The organism is Vibrio sp. J383 (genome assembly GCF_023503985.1).
In the GTDB taxonomy this organism is placed as follows: domain Bacteria; phylum Pseudomonadota; class Gammaproteobacteria; order Enterobacterales; family Vibrionaceae; genus Vibrio; species Vibrio splendidus.
The window spans coordinates 2,915,791-2,939,664 of record NZ_CP097293.1; the positions used below are offsets into that span (position 1 = coordinate 2,915,791).

Consider the following 23,874-nt stretch of genomic DNA (forward strand, 5'->3'; position numbering starts at 1 on the left):
TTATATCGTTCAGTTAGCTTCTATCTCGTTAGATAAAAGCTAGCTGATTACCAACCCGTGATTTCACGTAGGCCTTTACCGATGTCAGCAAGAGACTTAACAGTCTTAACGCCTGCTGCTTCTAGCGCTGCGAATTTATCTTCAGCAGTACCTTTACCGCCAGAGATGATTGCGCCAGCGTGGCCCATACGTTTACCCGGAGGAGCAGTAACACCAGCGATGTAAGATACAACTGGCTTAGTTACGTTTGCTTTGATGAACTCAGCAGCTTCTTCTTCCGCAGTACCACCGATCTCACCAATCATTACGATTGCTTCAGTCTCTGGGTCTTCTTGGAAAAGTTTTAGGATATCAATGAAGTTTGAACCTGGAATAGGGTCACCACCGATACCAACACATGTAGACTGACCAAAGCCTTCATCTGTTGTTTGCTTAACTGCTTCGTACGTCAGAGTACCTGAACGAGATACGATACCTACTTTACCCTTCTTATGGATATGACCAGGCATGATACCAATCTTACACTCGTCTGGAGTGATAAGACCTGGACAGTTAGGACCGATCATGCGAACGCCAGTTTCTTCTAGCTTCACTTTAACGTCGATCATATCTGTTGTAGGGATACCTTCAGTGATCGTTACGATCAGTTCGATACCTGCATCAATCGCTTCTAGGATTGCATCTTTACAGAAAGGAGCTGGTACGTAGATAACTGTTGCTGTTGCGCCAGTTACTTCTACTGCTTCACGTACTGTGTTGAATACTGGAAGGCCTAGGTGAGTTTGACCACCTTTACCAGGTGAAACACCACCAACCATTTGCGTACCGTATGCGATAGCTTGGTCTGAGTGGAATGTACCTTGACCGCCAGTGAAACCCTGACAGATTACTTTAGTGTCTTTGTTAATTAATACAGACATTATTTAGCCTCCGCAGCAGCAACAACTTTCTGAGCAGCATCTGTTAGAGATACAGCAGCAATGATATCAACATCAGAATTAGCAAGTACTTCGCGACCTAGGTCTGCGTTTGTACCTTCTAGACGAACAACGACAGGAACTGTTACGCCAACTTCTTTAACTGCACCAATAATACCTTCAGCGATCATGTCACAACGAACGATGCCACCGAAGATGTTTACGAGTACTGCTTTAACATTGTCATCAGAAAGGATGATCTTGAATGCTTCAGCTACACGCTCTTTTGTTGCGCCGCCGCCTACATCAAGGAAGTTTGCTGGCTTGCCGCCGTGTAGGTTTACGATATCCATCGTACCCATAGCAAGGCCTGCACCGTTAACCATACAGCCAACGTTGCCATCAAGTGCTACGTAGTTCAGTTCCCACTGAGCTGCGTGCGCTTCGCGCTCGTCTTCTTGTGAAGGATCGTGCATTTCACGAAGCTTTGGCTGACGGTACATTGCGTTTGAGTCAATGTTGATCTTGCCGTCTAGACAAAGAAGGTTACCTTCATTTGTAATAACAAGCGGGTTAATTTCTAGTAGAGCTAGGTCGTACTGAGCGAACATTTCACCAAGACCCATGAAGATCTTAACGAACTGTTTAATTTGATCGCCAGCTAGGCCAAGTTTGAATACCAATTCACGGCCTTGGTAAGCTTGAGGGCCAACTAGAGGATCGATCGCAGATTGGTGAATTAACTCTGGAGTTTCTTCAGCGATTTTCTCAATGTCCACGCCGCCTTCAGTTGACGCCATGAATACAATTTTACGAGTTGCACGGTCTACAACAGCACCTAGGTAAAGCTCGTTAGCAATGTTCGATGCTTCTTCAACTAGGATCTTTGTTACAGGCTGACCATTAGCGTCTGTTTGGTAAGTCACTAGGTTTTTACCTAGCCACTTTTGTGCAAACTCTTTAACGCCTTCTTTAGTGTCATGTAGCTCTACGCCGCCCGCTTTACCGCGACCACCAGCGTGTACTTGACACTTAACGACTTTCTTGGCTGTACTGATACGACCTGCAGCTTCGAAAGCTTCTTGTGCTGTATCACATGCGAAACCTTCTGGTACAGGCAAACCGAATTCTGCAAACAGCTGTTTGGCTTGGTATTCATGCAAATTCATTTTGATATTCCGTTTATTTTCCCTTAAGGGATTATTATTTCCATAACGACACAGTTTCCTGTGGTACGTCTGTAGGGTCTTCTCAAATCAACTGCTGTCCATTTTCTAATGGCTTTACAGTTCAAGTGAAGGCCAGACGTTGAGCAGCCTAGCCTTTGAAACTTTTCACGTCTAGCTAACGAGGTCAACTAGACGTTTTAGCGATACTAAACGTCTAATAACAGACGTGCAGGATCTTCTAGAAGCTCTTTGATAGTCACTAGGAAGCCAACTGATTCACGGCCATCGATTAGACGGTGATCGTAAGAAAGCGCTAGGTACATCATTGGTAGAATTTCCACCTTGCCATCAACAGCCATTGGACGATCTTGGATTTTATGCATACCCAAAATTGCAGCTTGAGGCGGGTTGATGATTGGCGTAGACATTAGAGAACCAAATACACCACCGTTTGTGATAGTGAAGTTACCGCCCATCAGCTCATCAACAGTTAGCTTGCCGTCACGGCCTTTGATTGCTAGCTCTTTGATGCCTTTTTCGATGTCAGCAAAACCTAGTGTGTCACAGTCTTTCAGTACTGGAGTCACTAGACCGCGTGGCGTAGATACCGCCATGCTGATATCGAAGTAGTTGTGGTAAATGATATCTGTACCATCAATCGAAGCGTTAACTTCTGGGAAACGCTTCAGCGCTTCTGTTACTGCTTTCACATAGAAAGACATGAAACCAAGACGCGTATCGTGACGCTTCTCGAATTGGTCTTTGTACTGCTTACGAAGGTCCATGATTGGTTTCATGTTCACTTCGTTGAAAGTAGTCAGCATCGCTGTGCTGTTCTTCGCTTCTAGAAGACGGTTTGCAACTGTCTTACGTAGGCGAGTCATAGGCACGCGTTTTTGGCTACGAGCCGCTGCTGGCGCTTCAACTGCTGGTGCAGATGCTGCTACCGGAGCCGCTTTCGCTGCTGCTAGGTGCGCGTCGATGTCTTCACGAGTAATACGACCACCAACACCAGTGCCTTTGACGTCAGCTGGTTGTAGGTTGTGTTCTGCAAGAAGACGACGTACAGCAGGGCTTAGTGCGTCGTTGCTTTCTTCTGTCAGTGCCGCTTTGTGGCGCTTATCAGGAGAAGCTTCTGTATCTTCAGTGGTATCTTTCGTTGGTTCACCAGCGACAGCACCAGGTTTGATCTTTGCAAGAAGCTGCTTAGAAAGTACCGTAGCACCCTCTTCTTCTAGGATAGCTTCCAGAACACCCGCTTCAGGAGCAGGTACTTCTAGAACTACTTTATCTGTTTCGATGTCTACAATGACTTCATCACGTGCAACGGCTTCGCCTGGTTTTTTGTGCCAAGTCGCCACTGTTGCATCAGCCACAGATTCAGGTAAATCTGGAACCAGAATTTCAATTGTCATGTGCGTATTTTCCTTTTACTTCTAGTTCTTAAGTAGGGTCAAAGCGTCGTCAACTAACGCTTTTTGTTGTTTCAAGTGTACCGACATATAGCCAACAGCTGGTGATGCTGATGCAGGACGACCTGCATATTGAATATCAGCACCCACTGGGATAGCAGCTCGGAAATTATGTTGGCTACTGTACCAAGCACCTTGGTTTTGTGGCTCTTCTTGACACCAAACGTAATCGACTACATTTGTGTACTGTGCGATTGCAGCTCTCACGTCCTCGTAAGGGAACGGGTAAAGTTGCTCAATACGTACAATAGCGACATCGTCTTGCTCGTTCTTACGTCTTTGATCAAGCAGGTCAAAGTAAACCTTACCTGAACAGAACACGACGCGTTTTACGTTCTCAGGAGCCAGATCATCAATTTCTGCGATAGCTGGTTGGAACGTACCTTCTGCTAGATCTTCCATAGAAGACGTACATAGAGGGTGACGAAGCAATGACTTAGGTGACATTACGATCAGTGGACGACGCATTGGTCGAACAACCTGACGGCGAATCATGTGATAAACCTGTGCCGGCGTTGAAGGAACAACAACCTGCATGTTTTGTTCAGCACATAATTGAAGGTAACGTTCAAGACGAGCAGATGAGTGCTCTGGGCCTTGGCCTTCATAGCCGTGAGGAAGCAGCATAGTTAGACCACATAAACGTGCCCACTTTTGCTCACCTGACGAAATGAATTGGTCGATTACAACTTGTGCACCGTTTGCGAAGTCACCAAATTGTGCTTCCCAAAGGGTTAGACCGCTTGGTTCTGCCGTTGCATAACCATACTCAAATGCGAGTACCGCTTCTTCAGATAACACAGAGTCAAATACTTGGAATGGCCCTTGTTTATCATGAATGTTCGCAAGAGGAACATACGTGCTTGCATCTGATTGATTGTGCAGTACTGAGTGACGGTGGAAGAACGTACCACGACCTGAATCTTGGCCTGAGATACGAATACGCTTACCGTCATCAACAAGTGTTGCGTAAGCCAGAGTCTCGGCCATACCCCAATCGACTTGTTTCTCACCATTCACCATGGCAGTACGATCGTTGTACAGTTTGTTTACTCGGCTTTGCAGCTTGTGGCTGTCTGGGTATTGGCAAAGTTTGCTACCAAGCTCTTTCAGGCGCTCGATGTCAATCTTGTTGTCCCATTCGATGTTCCAGTCATGACCTAGGTAAGGTGACCAGTCCACTGAGTGAAGTGCCATTGGGCGCCACTCTTTAACCACAACTTCACCGTGATCAAGTGCATCACGATATTCGTTAACGAGTTGTGTTGCCGTATCAATACCAAACTCACCGCGTTCCATTAGCACGTCAGCATAAAGCTTACGTGGCGTTGGATGCTTCTTGATTTTTTGGTACATCAAAGGCTGCGTTGCATTCGGCTCATCGGCTTCATTGTGACCGTGGCGACGGTAACAAACCAAATCAATAACAACATCACGCTTAAACGTATTACGGTAATCTAATGCAAGACGCGCTACGAAAGCGACAGCTTCTGGATCATCAGAGTTAACGTGGAAAATCGGAGCCTGAACCATCTTCGCGATATCGGTACAGTACATCGTAGAACGTGTATCGCGAGGGTTAGACGTTGTAAAACCAACTTGGTTATTTACAACGATACGAACCGTACCACCAACACAGAAACCACGAGCTTGAGACATGTTGAACGTCTCTTGTACTACACCCTGGCCAGCGATAGCTGAATCACCATGGATAGTAATTGGAAGTACGCGGCTGCCATCTTTATCGTCTAGACGATCTTGGCGAGCACGTACCGAACCGATAACTACCGGGTTTACGATTTCTAAGTGAGATGGGTTAAATGCAAGTGCTAAGTGAACGTTGCCGCCTGGTGTTGCGAAATCCGCAGAGAAACCTTGGTGGTATTTCACATCACCAGTGCCCCACGAGTCATCGCTGTGCTTGCCCGCAAACTCGTCAAACAGGTCTTGTGGCTTTTTACCAAGCACATTGACCAGCATGTTTAGACGACCACGGTGAGCCATACCAACAACAACTTCACGCATGCCTTGTCCACCTGCATGACGAATAATTTCCTTCGTCATTGGGATCAACGCATCACCACCTTCCAACGAGAAGCGTTTTGCGCCTGGGAATTTAGCACCAAGATAGCGCTCAAGACCTTCAGCAGCAGTTAGCTCTTCTAGGAAAGCTTGCTTTTCTTCTTTATCGAAAGAGGGTTGACCAGAAACAGACTCTAAACGTTGTTGGATCCAACGCTTTTGCTCTGTGTTAGTCATGTGCATGTATTCAGCACCAATCGAACCACAATAAGTTTGCTTTAAAGATTTGTACAAATCTCGAAGCACCATCGTCTCTTGGCCAATGGCGTAAGAGCCGACGTTAAACGTCTCATTGAGGTCATCTTCGGTAAGAGTGTGAAAAGAAGGATCCAGTTCAGCGACTGTATCTCTTTCCCATAAACCTAGGGGGTCTAGATTTGCTGATTGATGCCCTCGGAATCGATAGGCATTAATAAGTTGCAGAACCTTTACTTGTTTCGCATCGACATCTGGATCACTAACTTGGACACTGTAATGCTTTGTTTCTTGAGCGAGTCGACGGAAGTATTCACGAACACGAGAGTGTGGTTGTTCCACTGCTTCTGAAGCTTGCACAGGCAATTCTTCAAAAACACTTCTCCATTCGTCACTTACCGAATCGGGGTCACTTAGATACAGTTCATAGAGTTCTTCTACGTACGTTGCATTGGCGCCAGCCAAGTGTGAAGACTCGAGCCATGCCTTCATCACGCCGTTGTGCATATTTTCCCTTAACCAGTAGTTTTCACGTTTGCTGCGGTCTATGCCGAGCTATTAAAAGGCCGCCCCAAAACCTCTAGGGCGGCAATTTTTATATAACTTAAACCGAACGATTCACAAGCATGGTCTTGATGTGACCAATCGCTTTCGTCGGATTTAATCCCTTAGGACAAACACTTACACAATTCATGATGCCATGGCAACGAAAAACGCTAAATGCATCATCAAGATCGGACAGACGTTCGTCTGTCGCCGTATCTCGGCTATCTATTAGCCAACGGTATGCTGCAAGCAGGCCAGCTGGTCCGATGAACTTATCTGGATTCCACCAGAATGATGGGCACGAAGTCGTACAACATGCACACATGATACATTCATACAAACCATCTAAATGAGCACGCTCATCAGGGCTTTGTAGGTTTTCACGAGCCGGTGGCACATTGCCATCAGACACTAAGAACGGCTTAACTTTTTCGTAGTTATCGTAGAACTGAGTCATGTCTACGATTAAATCACGTACCACAGGCAAACCTGGAAGTGGGCGAATTACGATTTTATCTTGGCCAGTAAGAGCAGACAGAGGTGTAATACACGCCAATCCATTTTTACCATTCATGTTCAAGCCATCAGAACCACATACTCCTTCACGGCATGAACGACGGAATGAAATCGTTGGATCTTGCTCTTTCAAAAGAATAAGCGCATCCAAAAGCATCATGTCAGAGCCTTCTTCCACCTCTAGGGTGTACTCTTTCATGTAAGGCTTCTGGTCCACATCTGGGTTGTAACGGTATAAAGAGAAATTCAGTTTCATGGTCATATCTCCTTAGTACGTACGTGCTTTCGGCGGGAATGCTTCACGATGGATAGGTTCCATGTTCACGCCACGCTTAGTCATACTTTCTGATTCTGGGTTGTAAAGTGAGTGGCATAGCCATTGCTCATCATCACGGTCTGGGAAGTCAAAACGAGCATGCGCTCCACGACTCTCTGTACGGAAGTTTGCTGCAACCGCAGTTGCGAATGCCGTTTCCATTAAGTTTTCAAGCTCTAAACACTCAATACGTTGCGTGTTGAACTCTGTCGACTTGTCTGAAAGGTGTGCATTCTTAAGACGCTCACGAATCACTTTAAGCTCTTCTAAGCCATCAGCCATCGCTTTACCTTCACGGAATACAGAGAAGTTGTTCTGCATACATTGCTGAAGATCTTTACGAATTACCGCAGGGTCTTCACCGTCTGTACTGTTTTCCCAACGATTGTATCGCTCTAGTGAACGTTCAATGTCGGCTTCAGTTGCAGGTTTTGCTTCAGCTTGCTTATTCAGAGTCTCACCAAGGTGAAGACCTGTCGCACGACCGAACACAACCAAATCAAGTAGCGAGTTGCCACCTAGACGGTTTGCACCATGTACAGATACTGAAGCGATTTCGCCACAAGCGAATAGACCTTGAATTTCAACGTCTGAACCATCTTCAGTTTGTTTAATTGCTTGACCAGAAACCTGAGTTGGAACACCACCCATCATGTAGTGACACGTTGGGATTACAGGAATTGGTTCTTTAACTGGATCAACGTGAGCAAACGTACGAGAAAGCTCACATACACCCGGTAGACGAGACTCAAGCGTCTCTTTACCTAGGTGATCAAGTTTCAGCTTAATATGAGGACCCCATGGGCCATCGCAACCACGACCTTCACGAATCTCAACCATCATCGAACGGGCTACCACATCACGACCTGCTAAATCTTTAGCATTCGGAGCATAACGTTCCATGAAGCGCTCGCCATCTTTATTGAGAAGGTAACCACCTTCACCACGACAACCTTCTGTTACCAAAACACCTGCACCAGCGATACCCGTTGGGTGGAACTGCCACATTTCGATGTCTTGCATTGGAACGCCAGCACGAATTGCCATGCCAACACCGTCACCAGTGTTAATGTGTGCATTCGTTGTTGATGCATAGATACGACCAGCACCGCCGGTAGCAAGGATTGTTGCCTTCGCTTTGAAGTAGCAAACCTCGCCCGTTTCCATACAAAGCGCGGTAGTACCTAAGATTGCACCATCTTCGTTTTTAACAAGATCCAGTGCATACCACTCAGAGAAAACCGTCGTTTTGTGTTTAATGTTTTGTTGGTAAAGCGTGTGTAGCAGTGCGTGACCAGTACGGTCGGCTGCAGCTGCGGTACGAGCCGCTTGCTCACCACCAAAATTCTTAGATTGGCCACCAAACGGACGTTGGTAAATACTGCCGTTATCAAAACGAGAAAATGGAAGACCCATTTTTTCTAATTCGATAACCGACTCAGGGCCATTTTTACACATGTATTCGATAGCATCTTGGTCGCCGATGTAATCGGAACCTTTAACCGTATCGTACATGTGTTGTTCCCAGTGATCTTCATGCGCATTACCAAGAGCAACGGTGATACCACCTTGCGCAGATACAGTATGAGAACGAGTTGGAAAAACTTTAGAAAGCAACGCACAAGATAGGCCTTGCTCAGAAATTTGTAGCGCGGCGCGCATACCAGCACCACCAGCGCCAATTACTACAGCATCAAACTCACGAACAGGAATAGTCACTTACGCACCCCACAAAATAAACAGACCAGAGAAGAAATATCCTAGAAGAACAGCAACAACACCGACTTGAAGACCAACGCGCAATTTTGCACATTTGATGTAGTCAGTTAGTACTTGCCACAAGCCGATCCACGCGTGAACCAAAATTGAAGTAAGTGCTAACATGGTGAAGACTTTAGTGAAGGTACCACCAAAGAATTGCGTCCAAGATGCGTAAGAAATATCACCTGAGAAAGCACAGAAGCTCACTAGGTAGATAGTGTAAAGCGTCATAATGATGGCTGTTGCACGAATCAATAGATAATCATGCACACCATTACGACCAAAAGTAGAAACGTTGTTTACCATACTAAGATCCCCGCTAGTAGAGACAATACCGCTGTTGCTGCGAATGCAACCTTCGCGCTCTTAGCGCCAGATTCCAGCTCTTCAAAGTGACCAAGGTCCATAAGAAGGTGACGAATACCACCAGCAATGTGGTAAGCCAAAGCGGTTAAAATGCCCCACAGAATAAACTTCACGAAGAAACCGTCGACAATGTCGCTAGCTTCCATAAAGCCTACAGGGGAAGAGAGGGAAATGGATAGTAACCAAAGCAGAATTCCGATCGCAACAAAAGTAATCACCCCAGACACACGGTGTAGGATGGAAGCTATTGCTGTGATAGGAAAGTGGATGGTCTGTAAATCTAAATTAACAGGTCTTGTCTTTCTTTCTTTCACGGGCTCGCTCACTCAGCTCCATTGAGCATGATGGTCATTAAATAACCTTATGTATTGTTATGGACAAAATTTGATTGCAAACCTTTAAGATTTAACATTAACTTAACAAATAACGTAAGTTGAGCCTTAGATAATTGTAAAATAATTGTTAACAGCTAGGTTTCTGAAGACACCTCACATTTCTTCTTAGCCTTGCATTTATAAGGTTTTAACCAAACTTTTCAGCGCCACTATACGGCTGGCAACATTCTAATACAATTGATGCAACAAATAATGCTACACAGAACAGATTTTTAACGAATTTAATGTAAAAAACACTAACAAGTGCACACAAAGCTGCAGAAAAATTGACTTTTTCACGTAAGACCAGTAAAAAAATGGCACATAAACATCCTGGACGGATTAATAATAACAAAGGAGATTGTTATGGCGGATAAGAAAGCTACCCTTCATATTGAAGGTCAAGCACCGATCGAATTGCCGATTACAGAAGGTGTACTTGGTACTCCAGTCATCGACGTTCGTACACTGGGTTCTAATGGTTTTTTCACTTTTGATCCTGGTTTTCTTGCCACTGCATCTTGTGAATCGCAAATAACTTATATTGACGGTGGAAAAGGTATCCTTCTACACCGTGGTTATCCAATTGATCAACTGGCCAATAACGCTGATTACTTAGAAGTTTGTTACATTCTTTTATACGGCGAAGCTCCTTCTCGAGCTCAATACGAAGAGTTCAAGACGACAGTCACACGTCACACCATGGTTCACGAGCAAATTGCTAGTTTCTTCCACGGCTTCCGTCGTGACGCTCACCCAATGGCTGTTATGTGTGGTGTGGTAGGTGCGCTTGCTGCGTTCTATCATGATTCATTAGATGTTAATAACGACACACACCGTGAAATTGCGGCATATCGCCTAATTTCTAAGATGCCGACACTGGCTGCAATGTGTTACAAATATTCTATCGGTCAACCGTTTATCTACCCGCGCAATGACCTAGGCTACGCAGAAAACTTCCTACACATGATGTATGCAAACCCATGTGAAGAATATGAAGTAAACCCTGTTGTCGCTCGCGCAATGGACAAGATCTTTACGTTACATGCTGATCACGAACAGAATGCTTCAACGTCAACGGTTCGTTTAGCAGGTTCTTCTGGTGCAAACCCATTTGCTTGTATTGCTGCTGGTATCGCTTCTTTGTGGGGTCCTGCTCACGGTGGTGCTAACGAAGCTTGTCTAATGATGCTTGAAGAGATCGGCAGCGTAGACAACATTGAAGAATATGTAGCAAAAGCAAAAGACAAAGATGACCCATTCCGCCTAATGGGCTTCGGTCACCGTGTTTACAAGAACTACGATCCACGTGCAACAGTAATGCGTGAAGCGTGTCACGAAGTACTTAAAGAGCTAAACATTCAAGATCCACTACTAGACGTAGCAATGGAACTTGAGCGCATCGCTCTTTCTGACGAGTACTTTGTTTCTAAGAAGCTATACCCGAACGTAGATTTCTACTCAGGTATCATTCTGAAAGCGATCGGCATTCCTGTATCAATGTTCACAGTAATCTTCGCGATGTCTCGTACTATCGGTTGGATTGCTCACTGGAACGAAATGCACAGCGATCCGACGAACCGTATCGGTCGTCCTCGTCAGTTGTATACTGGTGAAGAACAGCGTGATTTCCAAGCTCTACACGAGCGCGAATAGTAAAGTTTAGACTTTTCTAATCGATTGAAATCAAAAAGGGTTGATGTATTAACATCAACCCTTTTTTGTCTCTCAGTATTTCGTATCACTTCAATGAAGGTACAAATATCCAGAGAGTCATAACCTCTAAACGTGGCTAGACTGGATTATCAATATCAATAAACTCAACATCTAAGCCATGTTCTTTCGTTAGCCATTCACCTAGCGCTTTCACCCCATAGCGTTCTGTTGCATGGTGGCCAGCGGCAAAGTAATGAATATCTTGCTCACGCGCTGAGTACGTAGTGCGCTCTGAAATTTCACCAGAGATAAACGCATCAATACCTTGATACGCAGCTAACTCAATGTAATCTTGACCACCACCAGTGCACCAACCGACAGTCGTAATCATTTTATCTTGGTTTTCTGGAGCGATATGTAATGGCTTGCGGTTCAAAGCTTGGCCAATCTTTTCTGCGAACTCCGCACCAGTTATTGGTGAACTCAACTTACCAAACATCGCAACTGATTGTGGGTGCCCTTCTAAACCGCCTTCAACTTCGATACCAAGCAACTCAGCAAGCTTGGCGTTGTTGCCTAACTCAGGGTGAATATCAAGAGGCAAGTGGTAACCCAAAAGGTTAATGTCATTTTTAATCAAGGTACGAATGCGCTTACCCTTCATACCACGAATGGCTTCTGACTCACCTTTCCAAAAGAAACCGTGATGGACCAATAAAGCGTCTGCGTTCAGTTCTACCGCTTTATCAATTAATGCTTGAGAAGCTGTCACACCAGTAACAATGCGCTTTACTTGAGAGGTACCTTCCACTTGAAGACCATTAGGACAGTAATCTTTAATCTGCTGTGGCTGAAGTTTTTCGTTAAGTAGCTTTTCTAATTGTAAGTTATTCATTTTTCTTTCCAGCTTAACTTTATAATAACGTCGTTATATCAATTTACGGGTAGAATGTCGAAAGTCCCACGATGAGTTCATGAGGAACCGATGACAGCACTGCAACGTTTTTACCAATGGGTCATCGACTCACCGCCGTTACTGAAAATTAAGCCACCGATTTCCGATCTTGGTGCATTCTTAAGCCCCCATGCCATCGACTCATCACACACTTATAATGGAAACCCAAGGTTAGGTTTCCTCTACCAGCATCTATGTGAACAAGTCATTGAAGCCTCACCTGATTATTCGGTCAAGTACGATGAGATTCAGATTAATGTGGATGGCAGAACACTCGGTGCTATCGACTTTATTCTTGAAAAAGAGAACAACCAAAAGCTGCAACACTGGGAAGTCGCGATCAAGTTTTACCTGCTCCATGAACAGACATGGTTTGGTCCTAACTCTCATGACCAATTGGATAAGAAGTTAGGCAGGATGCTCACCCATCAACTTGGCATGTCCTCTTCAGCGGCGTTTGTGGAGCAATATCCAGAGATCGATGTCGACTCAAAACATCTCCTCATGCAGGGCCGTCTCTATACCAACCCCTTCTTAGTTCAAAAAGTACCTACTGAATGTTTGGGCTATGACATTAATTCAAGCCAAGTAAACGGCTTTTGGTGCTATCAAAACCAAGCTCATTTAATCACTGAAGCGCTCTACCCTCTCACCAAAGAGCAGTGGGCAGCTGGAACTGATGACTTCAGCTGTGAACCTCTTTCTGAGTTTGGTGATCGCTTCATCCATGGGCAAACAAAGTCGGGGCAATTCTGGTTTGTGATGCCACAAAGTTGGCCACACGGATAGGATAATCTACTCAGTTGTACAGTAATTCAACCACCTAGCCTTAGCCGCTTTACCTGCTTTACCCACGAGCTGATATAAAAAAGGGCTGATGCTTTCACATCAACCCTTTCACTATTTACTTGATGACTCTACTAATCAGTATTCGATTATAGGCCAGCGGCTGCAAATACTTGATTAACAATCTCTTGAGCTTCTGCTTCGATTGCTTTCAGGTGCTCTTCACCTTTAAAGCTTTCACAATAGATCTTGTAGATGTCTTCTGTACCTGATGGACGAGCAGCAAACCAACCGTTTTCAGTCGTCACTTTTAGGCCACCAATCGCAGCGCCATTACCCGGAGCGTGCGTTAGGCGTGCAGTAATTGGGTCACCAGCCAGCGTCTCAGCAGAAACCATCTCTGGAGACAGCTTCTTAAGTACGTCTTTTTGTGCACCGTTTGCTACCGCTTGAATACGGTTATACTTAGATTCGCCGTGTTTAGCAGCAAGCTCTTCGTAGTATTCTTGTGGATTCTTACCCGTTACTGCTGTGATCTCAGCCGCAAGCAGGCAAAGAATTAGGCCATCTTTATCTGTTGACCAAGGCGTTCCGTCTTTACGTAAGAAAGATGCGCCAGCACTCTCTTCACCACCGAAACCAAACTGACCGTTGTATAAGCCATCAACGAACCATTTGAAACCAACTGGCACTTCACAAAGTTCACGGCCTAAGTCAGCAACAACACGGTCGATTAGTGCACTTGATACGAGTGTTTTACCCACTGCAACGTCTTTGCCCCAACCTTCACGGTTACGGTATAGGTAGTCAATACAAACCGCTAGGAAGTGGTTTGGATTCATCAAGCCTTTTGGCGTAACGATGCCGTGGCGATCGTAATCAGGGTCGTTACCAAACGCTAGTTGATAGTCATCTTTAAGCGCCAGTAAGCCTGCCATTGCGTACGGAGAAGAACAATCCATACGAACCACACCATCTTTGTCTAGAGACATAAATTGGAACGAAGGATCAACCGCTTCACTGACCAGAGTAAGATCTAGGTTGTACGCTTTGCCAATTTGACGCCAGTAATCAATACCGCTGCCACCCAGTGGATCAACACCAATCTTGATGTTTGCTTTCTTGATCGCTTCCATATCAACCACGTTAACCAAGTCAGCAACGTAAGGAGCAACTAAATCAACTTCTTTCACTAGCTCAGACTGTTTAGCCTGTGCGATAGGAGTACGCTTTACACCTTGCATTTGCTCAGCAATGATGACGTTCGCACGATCTTCAATCGCTTGAGTTAGCTCAGCCTCAGCAGGGCCACCGTGTGGCGGATTGTATTTAATACCACCGTCTTGCGGTGGGTTATGCGAAGGCGTGATAACAATGCCGTCTGCTTTTTTGTCATTCACTAGGTTATGCGTAAGAATCGCGTGCGAGATACCTGGTGTTGGAGTAAAGCCATTGTTTTCTTGAATAATAACTTCAACACCGTTGGCTACAAGCACTTCGATTACAGTAGAAAACGCAGGCTCAGAGAGAGCGTGAGTATCTTTACCTAGGAAAAGAGGCCCTGTTGTACCTTGCTCAGCACGAACTTCAGCCACCGCTTGTGCGATTGCTAGAATGTGGTTTTCATTAAATGTTGATTTGTCTGCTGTACCACGGTGACCTGAAGTACCGAACAGTACTTTGTGGTCTGGGTTAGTAGCATCCGGTTGCTGTAAGAAATAGTTAGCAACTAAAGCCGGAATATTATGAAGATCTTCCTGCTGAGCTTTCTGCCCAGCACGAGGGTGCATAGCCATTTGTCGACATCCTTATATATAAAATTTAAAAACAAAAAAACCTCATAATATCTTCTTATCCATGGATATTATGAGGTTTAAATCAGATTTCGTTAAATTGAACCTGTTACTTTTTCTATCAATTCTGCTTGGAAACTCATGCGGCTCATAAGCTGTTCAACCATTTGTCTTTTACGGCTAGTGTTATTATTAGTTATAACCCAAAAAGGACTTTGTGGAATGGCTTTAGGCTTCGTTGTGTTGCCGTTTGCTAGCAGGGTCTCTTCGTTGTCTGCAAAGTAAACACGCTTGCGGCCTTTTACTTGAGTTGCTTCTGAAAAGCTTAAAGGGTCGATTTTATGCAGTGTCGATAACACAAGCATGAAACGATCAATGGCTTTCTTCAGTGATGCAAACTCATCTGATATTAGTAGTGAGCGCATTTCTTTAACACCATCGAACTTCTCTGGAGTAAAGCCTACCTCTTTGCTAACAACGATACCTTTTGGCTCAACGATCTCTTCGATCGGAACCATGCCTTGGCTATCAACCTGTAATAAGCGGCGCAGAATATCTGAAGCGCTTTCGCCAATACGTTCTGTCTGACCCGCAATAAAACGGTATAGGTCCTCATCAACCTCAATTGTTTTCATTCGCTTTTCACAATCTCAATGTTTAAACTCAGGGGGATTATAGCGAGATCCGCGCGGATACTCTACGTCAAACCCACCATGAATAAGATAAAAATGTCAGTACAGCTCAACTATAAATTAGAAGGTGCGGGTCACACCATTGTTTTGATCCATGGATTATTCGGTAATCTGGACAACCTTGGCTTGCTCGCTAGGGATCTAAAAGCCGATCACCAGGTACTTAGTATCGATCTACGCAACCACGGCCAATCCTTCCATAGTGACACTCACAGCTATAAAACAATGGCACAAGATGTGGCTCAACTACTGAATGATCTTGAGTTAAATGATGTCACTGTGATTGGTCATTCCATGGGTGGCAAGGTAGCGATGGCGCTGACACAACATCTTACGCTGCATAAATTGATTGTCTTGGATATGGCACCAGTCGCGTACACCCAAAGTCGTCACGACAACGTATTCGCCGGCCTACAAGCCGTGATAGAAGAAAAACCGATCTCACGCTCAGACGCGCTTAAGATCCTCGCAAAACATATCGAAATTGATGGGGTTCGCCAGTTCTTGACCAAATCTTTGTTCAAAACGGAACAAGGCATCATGGAATGGCGCTTCAACGTTGCTTCGTTATTGAGCAACTATCCACAAATTATTGGTTGGGAACCGATCGAGAGAACCTCGGTCAAAACCTTGTTAATAAAAGGTGGGGATTCTGATTACCTCACAGCTGAGCATCAAACCGCCGTTCAACAGCAGTTTTCCAACGCAAAGGCTCATGTTATCGCTAACACGGGACACTGGTTACACGCGGAAAAGCCAGCTGAAGTACTCCGTGCAATAAGAAAATTCATCGCTTAGATAGGTTGATTAGTCGATATAAATGAGAGCTGTGTAATCACAGCAGATTAACTTTATCTCACAACAGTGATATAGTGCGCCCAAGCAAATTTGGTATATAAGGTTCCCATGCTTTACGACTACATGAACATCATCGAATCTATTGGTTTAGATCTTCTGTTTGCCGCGATTTTCTTTCTAATCGGAATGGCAATTAAAGACGTTCTAAAGGAAGGAAATGTTCCTGCATTTGGTCGTCGCATCGTATGGTTAGTACTTTTCCTTGGCTGCGCAGGTTTTATCGCAAAAGGGATAATCCAACTAAGCTGGGAAGGAACTGGAATCTAACGATTTCCTCCGAACTTTATTACACCGACAACAGACAAAATGAAAGGTAATGATTCTATGGCAAGTGTAGGTCTCTTCTTTGGTAGCGATACAGGTAACACTGAAGCTGTTGCTAAGATGATTCAAAAGCAATTGGGCAAGCAGCTCGTTCAAGTTCAAGACATTGCAAAAAGCAGCAAAGAAGATATCGATAACTTCGATCTACTGCTGCTTGGTATCCCTACGTGGTACTACGGCGAAGCACAATGTGATTGGGACGACTTTTTCCCTGAGCTAGAAGCTATTGATTTTTCAACTAAGCTTGTTGCTATCTTTGGTTGTGGCGACCAAGAAGATTACGCAGAATACTTCTGTGATGCTATGGGTACTATCCGTGACATCGTTGAAGCGAAAGGCGGTACTATCCTAGGTCACACATCAACTGAAAGCTACGAATTCGAAGCATCGAAAGGCTTAGTTGAAGGCGATGACAGCCAATTCGTTGGTCTATGTATCGATGAAGACCGTCAACCTGAGCTAACTGATGAGCGTGTATCTAACTGGGTTAAACAAATCCACGAAGAAATGTGCCTAGCAGAGCTAGAAGACTAATTCTCTAGCGATTGTTAATTGTTACAATTAATGACCGATATGTAGATATGAAAAAACCTCCTTATAGGAGGTTTTTTGCTATTTAATGTTCACCAATCAACACTCAGCTTCTAATGCTTCGTCATCATCTCTAAATTGTGGCTTCTTTCTCACATACAGGGTTCGCTGAATTTCTGACACTACATTCCCCTGCTTATCTTTAACGTGGATAATAAATTCGGGGAAACACTTCTCACCAAGCTGTGTCTGACGATAGATATCATCCAGTTGCCCTTGGCTTATCTCAAAATCTGCATACAAGTCGGATTGACCCGGCTTGATAAAGTTAATACTCGCCTCTTTATCCCAAACATAATATCGCTCACCTAAAATTCCCATTAACATCAAAGAGTAAACTGGATCGGTAAGAGAAAAGATACTGCCGCCATATTGAGTACGATTGGCGTTCTTATTCCACCAGCGCAGCTTTAGTATCGTCTTAACAACCCTAAAGTCAGGGCTAATGTGAGCGATTCGAATTCCCGATCCCCAAAAAGGAGGCCAAATATTGAGAGCAAATTTTACAATGTTGGGTTTATATATTTTTGCGAGTTGCTTATTCATAACAACATTCCATGTTCATATCAGAAACACCGTCAGCTTGACTGGTCGTACCTCTACTATAAGTGAGATACTTCCAATTTACAAAACAGATTGTGATGTCAGTAAGTAACCCTTTGAAGTTCGTGGTTTATTGTTATGCCTGACTAAACTATAATGGTATTAATATTGAATTCTGTTAATTGCTGCAGATCATCAACAGGAAAGTATATGTCAGACAATAATCAAGCGCTAAAAGATGCTGGTCTTAAAGTGACCCTCCCACGGCTCAAAATTTTAGAAGTATTACAACAACCAGACTGCCAACATATTAGTGCTGAAGATTTATATAAAAAGCTGATCGACTTAGGTGAAGAGATAGGTCTTGCGACCGTTTATCGCGTACTGAACCAATTCGATGATGCTGGCATTGTAACTCGCCACCACTTCGAAGGCGGCAAGTCTGTATTTGAACTTTCAACACAGCATCACCACGATCACCTAGTATGTTTAGACTGCGGTGAAGTTATCGAATTCTCTGATGATCTTATCGAAGAAAGACAAAAAGAAATCGCTCAGCGCTACAACGTACAGTTAACTAACCACAGTTTATATCTGTATGGTAAAAGCATCACTGGGGATTGCAAAGGCAACCCAGACGCGCATAAAGCGAAGAAATAACACAGAACGCTGGCTTAGGCCGGCGTTTTTATTTGGGCTGATACCGTATTAAGAATCACAGTAGCTTGGCCCACAATTTGGTTATTTCCCAGACACAAAAAACCGGCTCTAAGCCGGTTTTTTATTGGGTCGTTTTTAACAAACTAAGCACTCAAGCATTAAGCTTCAGTTTTACCCCAAGTGTCACGTAGACCAACCGTGCGGTTGAATACTAGCGCGTCTGCTTTAGAGTCTTTCGAATCTACGCAGAAGTAGCCTGTACGTTCAAACTGGTACGCTTGCTCTGCCACACCTTCCGCTAAGCTAGGTTCAACAAACCCGTTTAGCGTAACAAGTGACTCAGGGTTAAGCGTTGCAGCGAAATCATCAGCAGCGGCTGGGTTTGCCACTGTGAATAGACGATCGTACAAACGAATCTCAGCAGGTAGCGCTTTATCAGCTGATACCCAGTGGATAACACCTTTCACTTTACGGCCATCTGCTGGGTTCTTACCGAGTGTTTCGCTATCGTAAGAACAGAAGATAGTCGTAATGTTGCCTTCTGCATCTTTTTCGATACGCTCAGCTTTGATCACGTAAGCACCACGTAGACGAACTTCTTTACCTAGAACCAAACGCTTGTACTTTTTGTTTGCTTCTTCACGGAAGTCGTCACGCTCAATCCAAACTTCGCGTGTAAATGGAACTTCACGAGTACCCATTTCTGGCTTGTTAGGGTGGTTTGCCACTGTCAGTGTTTCTACTGTATCAGCGTCGTAGTTTTCAATCACGACCTTGATAGGGTCAAGAACAGCCATTGCACGAGGTGCATTTTCGTTCAGATCATCACGGATACAAGATTCAAGTGAGCCGAACTCAATCATGTTCTCTTGCTTAGTCACACCAATACGTTTACAGAATTCGCGAATCGAGCTTGAAGTGAAGCCACGACGACGCAAACCAGAGATTGTTGGCATACGTGGATCGTCCCAACCTTCAACTAGGTTTTCAACCACAAGTTGGTTCAGCTTACGCTTCGACATTACCGTGTATTCAAGATTCAGACGGCTAAACTCGTACTGACGAGGTTGGCAATCAATCGTGATGTTGTCTAGAACCCAGTCATACAAACGACGGTTATCTTGGAATTCAAGCGTACAGATAGAGTGCGTAATGCCCTCTAGCGCATCAGAGATACAGTGAGTGAAGTCGTACATTGGGTAAATGCACCACTTGTCAGCAGTCTGATGGTGGTGAGCAAAACGAACACGGTAGATAACTGGATCGCGCATAACCATGAATGAAGAGCTCATGTCGATCTTAGCACGTAGACATGCTTTGCCTTCTTCGAAGCCACCGTCACGCATTTTTTCAAACAACGCTAGGTTTTCTTCAGGGCTGCGATCACGATATGGGCTCGCTTTACCAGGCTCTTTTAACGTACCACGGTATTCACGGATCTGCTCAGGACTTAGCTCGTCAACATACGCTAAGCCTTTATTAATTAATTCCACAGCATAAGCGTAAAGCGTATCGAAGTAGTTTGATGAGTAACAAATGTCACCAGACCATTCGAAGCCTAACCAGCTTACATCATTCTTAATTGACTCAACGTATTCAACGTCTTCTTTTTCAGGGTTTGTATCATCGAAACGAAGATTACATTGTCCCTGGTAGTCCTGAGCAATACCAAAGTTCAAGCAAATAGATTTAGCGTGACCAATGTGCAGGTAGCCATTTGGCTCCGGCGGGAAACGAGTATGCACGCTACTGTGTGTACCATCCGCTAAATCTTTATCGATAATTTGGCGAATGAAATTCGATGGACGAGCCTCAGCTTCACTCATCTATAGCACCTCTATGTATTTAGTATTGTCAGAGAAAGTTATCTTTCATATCCGAGACAAAGGCCGCTTTTGCTGCCAGTCAAAGATAGAAAGATCATTGTTGCTAATCATCCACAATTCTTCGCCTTTGCACAATAAGAACCATCAGTTAATTGTGATTATTTCCGCTATTCGATGAAGAATAGAACGAACCTTGCTCACTGGCTGTAAATGACAAGTACAAAAAAGCCTCCAGTGTGGGAGGCTTTCAATTTGAAACTTACTTAAGAGCCGTTGTTACGTCTTAATAAGTACTTCCCTTACTATGGAAGTTTTACATCAGATAGGTCTTCACCTGCACCGATAGCTTTCATTTCGCCAGCGACGATTTCAGCTAGTGGGCCTAGGATAACCTGTAGGTTGTTCTCACCTAGTTTAACCACACCTTTAGCGCCAAGTTTCTTAAGAACAACTTCATCAGCGATAGAGCGGTCTTTAAGAGTTAGACGTAGACGAGTGATACAAGCATCGATTGAAGTCAGGTTTTCGTGACCACCTAGAGCTTTCAGGTATTGACGAGCAACGTCACCTTTTGGCGCGTCACCAGCAGGAGCTGCTGCAGCTTCGTCATCATCTTCACGACCTGGCGATTTCAAGTTGAAAGCGCGGATTGCGAAAGAGAAAGTGAAGAAGTATAGAGCACCGAATGCTAAGCCAATCAATAGTAGAGTGAATGGTTTAGTTGCTAGACCCCAGTTCAGTACGAAGTCGATTAGACCAGCAGAGAAACCGAAACCGTGCAGAGTACCAAACATGTTTGCCACTACTAGAGACAGACCTGTAAATACCGCGTGCATTGCGTATAGAGCAGGAGCTAGGAATACGAACATGAATTCTAGCGGCTCTGTGATACCTGTTAGGAATGAACAGAATGCAACTGAGAACAATGCGCCACCAACTTGGCTACGTTTTTCAGCAGGAGCAGCTAGGTACATTGCAAGTGCAGCACCTGGTAGACCGAACATCATTACTGGGAAGAAGCCGTTCATGAATACGCCAGCGCCTTTATCGCCACCGAAGAAACGGTGTAGGTCGCCAGATTTAACTGTTTCAGTCACTTCTTTAACAACAGTAGTAATCTCTGGAGTTACTGAGTTAGCGAATGTGAATGTATGCTCTTGACCAACAACTAGAGTTTTAGCCAGTGCAGGGTCAACACAAAGTTGAGTGATGTTAGCGAATGCGCCTTGACCAGCAACGATGATTTCTTGACACGTACCCATACCGAACCAGAAGTATGAGTTCAATACGTGGTGTAGACCTACAGGGATTAGTGCACGGTTAAGAGTACCGTAAACGAATTGGCCAACAGCACCAGACGTTGATACCGCGTGAGCTAGTGCATCTAGACCAGATTGAATACCAGGCCAAACCACACCAGACACAGCACCTGCAACAAGTGCAAATAGACCGGCCATGATAGGTACTAAACGTTTACCCGCGAAGAAAGCCAGCCACTCAGGAAGGCGTGTTGCATGGAAAGCGTTGTAAGAGTGACCTGCGATGATACCTGCGAAGATACCGCCGAAGAATGACATGTTAACGTCTGCGTTAATTGTCGTTGCTGTTGCTGTTAGTACGAAGTAAGCAACTGCACCAGCAAGACCCGCTGCGCCGTTACCGTCTTTAGAAAGACCAATCGCGATACCTAGACCAAATAGCAATGGTAGGTTACCGAAGATAGCACCACCAGCTTCTGCCATGAATGGAATATCAAGTAGATCGCCTTGACCTAAACGTAAAAGAAGCGCCGCAATCGGAAGCGTTGCGATTGGTAGCATTAACGCCTTACCAAGCTTCTGTGCATATCCTAGAATATTCACCAGTTGTTTCCCCCTATAGGATTTTTTAGAATTCGTTTGAGAAACTTATTTTAGTCGCTCAATTTAGTCCTATTCAGTGTATTCAATTAATTTTGCTCCGCAAATTAAAACCTTACCATTTGTGATCGTAATCACCAGTTTTTACCAAATCCAGAGGTTTTTGCTAGCGAGATCATAAAACTTATTTTATCATTCAAAAAAATGAACGTTTATAGATAAAATCTAAACCTAACCATTAGGTAAAATGATGGTATCCCTAGGTTTACGCTGTCCAATAAATAATCATTAAAAGTGAACCTGAATGTATATCGATAATTAATTGTTCATATATTTTTCAACAACTTAAATCGCTTCCCATTTTGAAGCCGTTTGCCCATAAAAGATAAATCGTTACGTAAATGATGCTCGCAAACTAAGTTCACATTTAGGTAACGAACAAATTTTAAAGATCTCACGAAATAAGGATTAGCTGACTATGTACGCGCTAAGTAACTGTAAAATTTACACTGGTAGTGATGTTCTAACCGATCATGCTGTTGTAATCGAAAACGAACTGATCAAAAAAGTCTGTCCTATCTCTGAATTACCAGAAGGAATCGAAGTTCGCGACCTAAACGGAGCAAACCTAAGCCCAGGCTTCATTGACCTACAATTGAATGGTTGTGGCGGTGTAATGCTTAACGATGAGATCACTGCAGACACAATGCAGATCATGCACAAAGCAAACCTTAAATCTGGCTGTACTAGCTTCCTGCCTACGCTAATCACTTCTTCTGACGAAGACATGCGCGCGGTTATTACCGCAGCTCGTGAATATCACAACCAATACCAAAACCAATCTCTTGGCCTACACCTTGAAGGTCCGTATTTAAACGTTGCGAAAAAAGGCATTCACAGCGTCGATCACATTCGTAAATCAGACAGCGAAATGATTGAGCTTATCTGTGAGAACAATGACCTTGTTGCAAAAGTAACATTGGCTCCAGAACTCAACGATCCAGAACATATTGAGCGTCTGCGCAAAGCTGGTGTGGTTGTTTCGATTGGTCACACGAATGCAACGTACGCAGAAGCGCGTCAAGGTTTTGAGTCAGGCATTACATTTGCCACTCACCTGTTCAACGCGATGACACCAATGGTTGGTCGTGAACCTGGCGTTGTTGGCGCGATTTACGATACACCTGAGGTTTATGCTGGCATTATTGCCGATGGCTTCCACGTTGATTACGCAAACATCAGAATTGCGCATAAAATCAAGGGAGAAAAGTTGGTATTAGTGACGGATGCCACAGCTCCTGCAGGTGCTGACATGGAATACTTTATTTTTGTCGGTAAGAAAGTATATTACCGTGATGGTAAGTGTGTTGATGAAAACGGCACACTGGGCGGCTCAGCTCTGACTATGATTGAAGCAGTTCAGAATACAGTTGAGCACGCCGGTATCGCTTTAGACGAAGCTCTTCGCATGGCTACGCTATACCCAGCTACGGCTATCGGTGTAGAAAGCAAGCTAGGTCGAATCAAAAAAGGCATGGTTGCAAACCTAGCTGTATTTGACCGAGACTTTAACGTTAAAGCGACTGTTGTTAACGGACAATACGAGCACAATTAAGT

The 23,874-nt window shown here is 44.4% G+C and carries 21 protein-coding genes; 7 read left to right on the top strand and 14 right to left on the bottom strand.

What is annotated here, in order from left to right; translation table 11 throughout:
• Positions 1-47: 47 nt before the first annotated feature.
• From sucD to sdhC, 8 genes are all read right to left on the bottom strand, one after another.
• Entirely contained in the window at positions 48-920 is an 873-nt protein-coding gene (gene sucD, locus M4S28_RS13060; protein WP_004734209.1) for a succinate--CoA ligase subunit alpha, read from the bottom strand.
• Positions 920-2,086 (bottom strand): ADP-forming succinate--CoA ligase subunit beta, encoded by a 1,167-nt coding sequence (sucC, locus tag M4S28_RS13065; RefSeq protein ID WP_249631929.1) that lies wholly within the window; start codon positions 2,084-2,086, stop codon positions 920-922. The genes sucD and sucC overlap by 1 nt, the downstream gene beginning before the upstream one ends.
• Before the next feature lie 206 nt (positions 2,087-2,292).
• Positions 2,293-3,501 carry a 2-oxoglutarate dehydrogenase complex dihydrolipoyllysine-residue succinyltransferase gene (gene odhB, locus M4S28_RS13070; protein ID WP_004734211.1) on the bottom strand — a complete coding sequence of 403 codons (1,209 nt, stop codon included), beginning with the start codon at positions 3,499-3,501 and terminating at the stop codon, positions 2,293-2,295.
• A gap of 21 nt (positions 3,502-3,522) precedes the next feature.
• Positions 3,523-6,342 carry a 2-oxoglutarate dehydrogenase E1 component gene (gene sucA, locus M4S28_RS13075; protein WP_017079473.1) on the bottom strand — a complete coding sequence of 940 codons (2,820 nt, stop codon included), beginning with the start codon at positions 6,340-6,342 and terminating at the stop codon, positions 3,523-3,525.
• A gap of 97 nt (positions 6,343-6,439) precedes the next feature.
• Positions 6,440-7,153 carry a succinate dehydrogenase iron-sulfur subunit gene (locus tag M4S28_RS13080; protein WP_004734213.1) on the bottom strand — a complete coding sequence of 238 codons (714 nt, stop codon included), beginning with the start codon at positions 7,151-7,153 and terminating at the stop codon, positions 6,440-6,442.
• 12 nt (positions 7,154-7,165) lie between these two features.
• Complete coding sequence (sdhA, locus tag M4S28_RS13085; RefSeq protein WP_004734214.1) at positions 7,166-8,932, bottom strand: succinate dehydrogenase flavoprotein subunit; 1,767 nt, start codon at positions 8,930-8,932, stop codon at positions 7,166-7,168.
• Positions 8,933-9,280, bottom strand: a complete 348-nt coding sequence (gene sdhD / locus M4S28_RS13090; protein WP_004734215.1) for a succinate dehydrogenase, hydrophobic membrane anchor protein — start codon at positions 9,278-9,280, stop codon at positions 8,933-8,935.
• Positions 9,274-9,666, bottom strand: coding sequence for a succinate dehydrogenase cytochrome b556 subunit (gene sdhC / locus M4S28_RS13095; protein WP_012604532.1), 393 nt, complete (start codon positions 9,664-9,666; stop codon positions 9,274-9,276). Before sdhC ends, sdhD begins: the two co-directional genes overlap by 7 nt.
• 414 nt (positions 9,667-10,080) lie before the next feature.
• Between sdhC and M4S28_RS13100 the strand changes: the two genes are divergently transcribed.
• A complete protein-coding gene (locus tag M4S28_RS13100) occupies positions 10,081-11,370 on the top strand; it encodes a citrate synthase (RefSeq protein ID WP_004734217.1) in 1,290 nt (429 codons plus the stop codon).
• Positions 11,371-11,506: 136 nt separating this feature from the next.
• Here M4S28_RS13100 and M4S28_RS13105 read toward each other — a convergent pair whose 3' ends face one another.
• Complete coding sequence (locus tag M4S28_RS13105) at positions 11,507-12,265, bottom strand: Nif3-like dinuclear metal center hexameric protein (protein WP_249631930.1); 759 nt, start codon at positions 12,263-12,265, stop codon at positions 11,507-11,509.
• A gap of 90 nt (positions 12,266-12,355) precedes the next feature.
• On the opposite strand from M4S28_RS13105, the gene M4S28_RS13110 reads away from it, so the two are divergent.
• Complete coding sequence (locus M4S28_RS13110) at positions 12,356-13,114, top strand: DUF1853 family protein (RefSeq protein ID WP_249631931.1); 759 nt, start codon at positions 12,356-12,358, stop codon at positions 13,112-13,114.
• 146 nt (positions 13,115-13,260) lie between these two features.
• Here M4S28_RS13110 and pgm read toward each other — a convergent pair whose 3' ends face one another.
• Together pgm and seqA are read right to left on the bottom strand one after the other, a co-directional pair.
• Complete coding sequence (pgm, locus tag M4S28_RS13115; protein WP_249631932.1) at positions 13,261-14,907, bottom strand: phosphoglucomutase (alpha-D-glucose-1,6-bisphosphate-dependent); 1,647 nt, start codon at positions 14,905-14,907, stop codon at positions 13,261-13,263.
• 92 nt (positions 14,908-14,999) lie between these two features.
• A complete protein-coding gene (seqA, locus tag M4S28_RS13120) occupies positions 15,000-15,539 on the bottom strand; it encodes a replication initiation negative regulator SeqA (RefSeq protein ID WP_004734221.1) in 540 nt (179 codons plus the stop codon).
• A 93-nt stretch (positions 15,540-15,632) separates the two neighbouring features.
• On the opposite strand from seqA, the gene M4S28_RS13125 reads away from it, so the two are divergent.
• The 3 genes from M4S28_RS13125 (at position 15,633) to fldA (ending at position 17,312) form a co-directional block, all read left to right on the top strand.
• On the top strand, positions 15,633-16,394 hold the full coding sequence (locus M4S28_RS13125; protein WP_249632738.1) for an alpha/beta fold hydrolase: 762 nt from the start codon (positions 15,633-15,635) through the stop codon (positions 16,392-16,394).
• Between the two features lie 108 nt (positions 16,395-16,502).
• The gene (locus M4S28_RS13130; RefSeq protein WP_004734223.1) at positions 16,503-16,721 is read left to right on the top strand and encodes a DUF2788 domain-containing protein; all 219 of its coding nucleotides are present in this window, start codon (positions 16,503-16,505) and stop codon (positions 16,719-16,721) included.
• Positions 16,722-16,778: 57 nt separating this feature from the next.
• Positions 16,779-17,312, top strand: coding sequence for a flavodoxin FldA (gene fldA / locus M4S28_RS13135; protein ID WP_004734224.1), 534 nt, complete (start codon positions 16,779-16,781; stop codon positions 17,310-17,312).
• 96 nt (positions 17,313-17,408) lie between these two features.
• On the opposite strand, the gene M4S28_RS13140 is transcribed toward fldA, so the two are convergent.
• On the bottom strand, positions 17,409-17,915 hold the full coding sequence (locus tag M4S28_RS13140; RefSeq protein WP_017092672.1) for a DUF4442 domain-containing protein: 507 nt from the start codon (positions 17,913-17,915) through the stop codon (positions 17,409-17,411).
• Positions 17,916-18,122: 207 nt separating this feature from the next.
• Here M4S28_RS13140 and fcrX point away from each other — a divergent pair, with 207 nt between their 5' ends.
• Positions 18,123-18,572, top strand: coding sequence for a ferric iron uptake transcriptional regulator FcrX (gene fcrX, locus M4S28_RS13145; RefSeq protein ID WP_004734226.1), 450 nt, complete (start codon positions 18,123-18,125; stop codon positions 18,570-18,572).
• 158 nt (positions 18,573-18,730) lie between these two features.
• On the opposite strand, the gene glnS is transcribed toward fcrX, so the two are convergent.
• Positions 18,731-20,398, bottom strand: coding sequence for a glutamine--tRNA ligase (glnS, locus tag M4S28_RS13150; protein ID WP_249631933.1), 1,668 nt, complete (start codon positions 20,396-20,398; stop codon positions 18,731-18,733).
• 302 nt (positions 20,399-20,700) lie between these two features.
• Positions 20,701-22,218 carry an N-acetylglucosamine-specific PTS transporter subunit IIBC gene (gene nagE / locus M4S28_RS13155; protein ID WP_029222048.1) on the bottom strand — a complete coding sequence of 506 codons (1,518 nt, stop codon included), beginning with the start codon at positions 22,216-22,218 and terminating at the stop codon, positions 20,701-20,703.
• Between the two features lie 517 nt (positions 22,219-22,735).
• Here nagE and nagA point away from each other — a divergent pair.
• A complete protein-coding gene (gene nagA / locus M4S28_RS13160) occupies positions 22,736-23,872 on the top strand; it encodes an N-acetylglucosamine-6-phosphate deacetylase (RefSeq protein ID WP_017079464.1) in 1,137 nt (378 codons plus the stop codon).
• Positions 23,873-23,874 lie beyond the last annotated feature (2 nt).

Coding starts and splice junctions, on each gene's coding strand:
- fldA (WP_004734224.1), top strand. CDS start 16,779: ATGGCAAGTGTAGGTCTCTTCTTTGGTAGCGATACAGGTAACACTGAA.
- M4S28_RS13105 (WP_249631930.1), bottom strand. CDS start 12,265: ATGAATAACTTACAATTAGAAAAGCTACTTAACGAAAAACTTCAGCCA.
- M4S28_RS13110 (WP_249631931.1), top strand. CDS start 12,356: ATGACAGCACTGCAACGTTTTTACCAATGGGTCATCGACTCACCGCCG.
- glnS (WP_249631933.1), bottom strand. CDS start 20,398: ATGAGTGAAGCTGAGGCTCGTCCATCGAATTTCATTCGCCAAATTATC.
- M4S28_RS13080 (WP_004734213.1), bottom strand. CDS start 7,153: ATGAAACTGAATTTCTCTTTATACCGTTACAACCCAGATGTGGACCAG.
- sdhD (WP_004734215.1), bottom strand. CDS start 9,280: ATGGTAAACAACGTTTCTACTTTTGGTCGTAATGGTGTGCATGATTAT.
- sucA (WP_017079473.1), bottom strand. CDS start 6,342: ATGCACAACGGCGTGATGAAGGCATGGCTCGAGTCTTCACACTTGGCT.
- M4S28_RS13125 (WP_249632738.1), top strand. CDS start 15,633: ATGTCAGTACAGCTCAACTATAAATTAGAAGGTGCGGGTCACACCATT.
- fcrX (WP_004734226.1), top strand. CDS start 18,123: ATGTCAGACAATAATCAAGCGCTAAAAGATGCTGGTCTTAAAGTGACC.
- odhB (WP_004734211.1), bottom strand. CDS start 3,501: ATGACAATTGAAATTCTGGTTCCAGATTTACCTGAATCTGTGGCTGAT.
- seqA (WP_004734221.1), bottom strand. CDS start 15,539: ATGAAAACAATTGAGGTTGATGAGGACCTATACCGTTTTATTGCGGGT.
- nagE (WP_029222048.1), bottom strand. CDS start 22,218: ATGCTACCAATCGCAACGCTTCCGATTGCGGCGCTTCTTTTACGTTTA.
- M4S28_RS13100 (WP_004734217.1), top strand. CDS start 10,081: ATGGCGGATAAGAAAGCTACCCTTCATATTGAAGGTCAAGCACCGATC.
- nagA (WP_017079464.1), top strand. CDS start 22,736: ATGTACGCGCTAAGTAACTGTAAAATTTACACTGGTAGTGATGTTCTA.
- M4S28_RS13130 (WP_004734223.1), top strand. CDS start 16,503: ATGCTTTACGACTACATGAACATCATCGAATCTATTGGTTTAGATCTT.
- M4S28_RS13140 (WP_017092672.1), bottom strand. CDS start 17,915: ATGAATAAGCAACTCGCAAAAATATATAAACCCAACATTGTAAAATTT.
- sucC (WP_249631929.1), bottom strand. CDS start 2,086: ATGAATTTGCATGAATACCAAGCCAAACAGCTGTTTGCAGAATTCGGT.
- sucD (WP_004734209.1), bottom strand. CDS start 920: ATGTCTGTATTAATTAACAAAGACACTAAAGTAATCTGTCAGGGTTTC.
- pgm (WP_249631932.1), bottom strand. CDS start 14,907: ATGGCTATGCACCCTCGTGCTGGGCAGAAAGCTCAGCAGGAAGATCTT.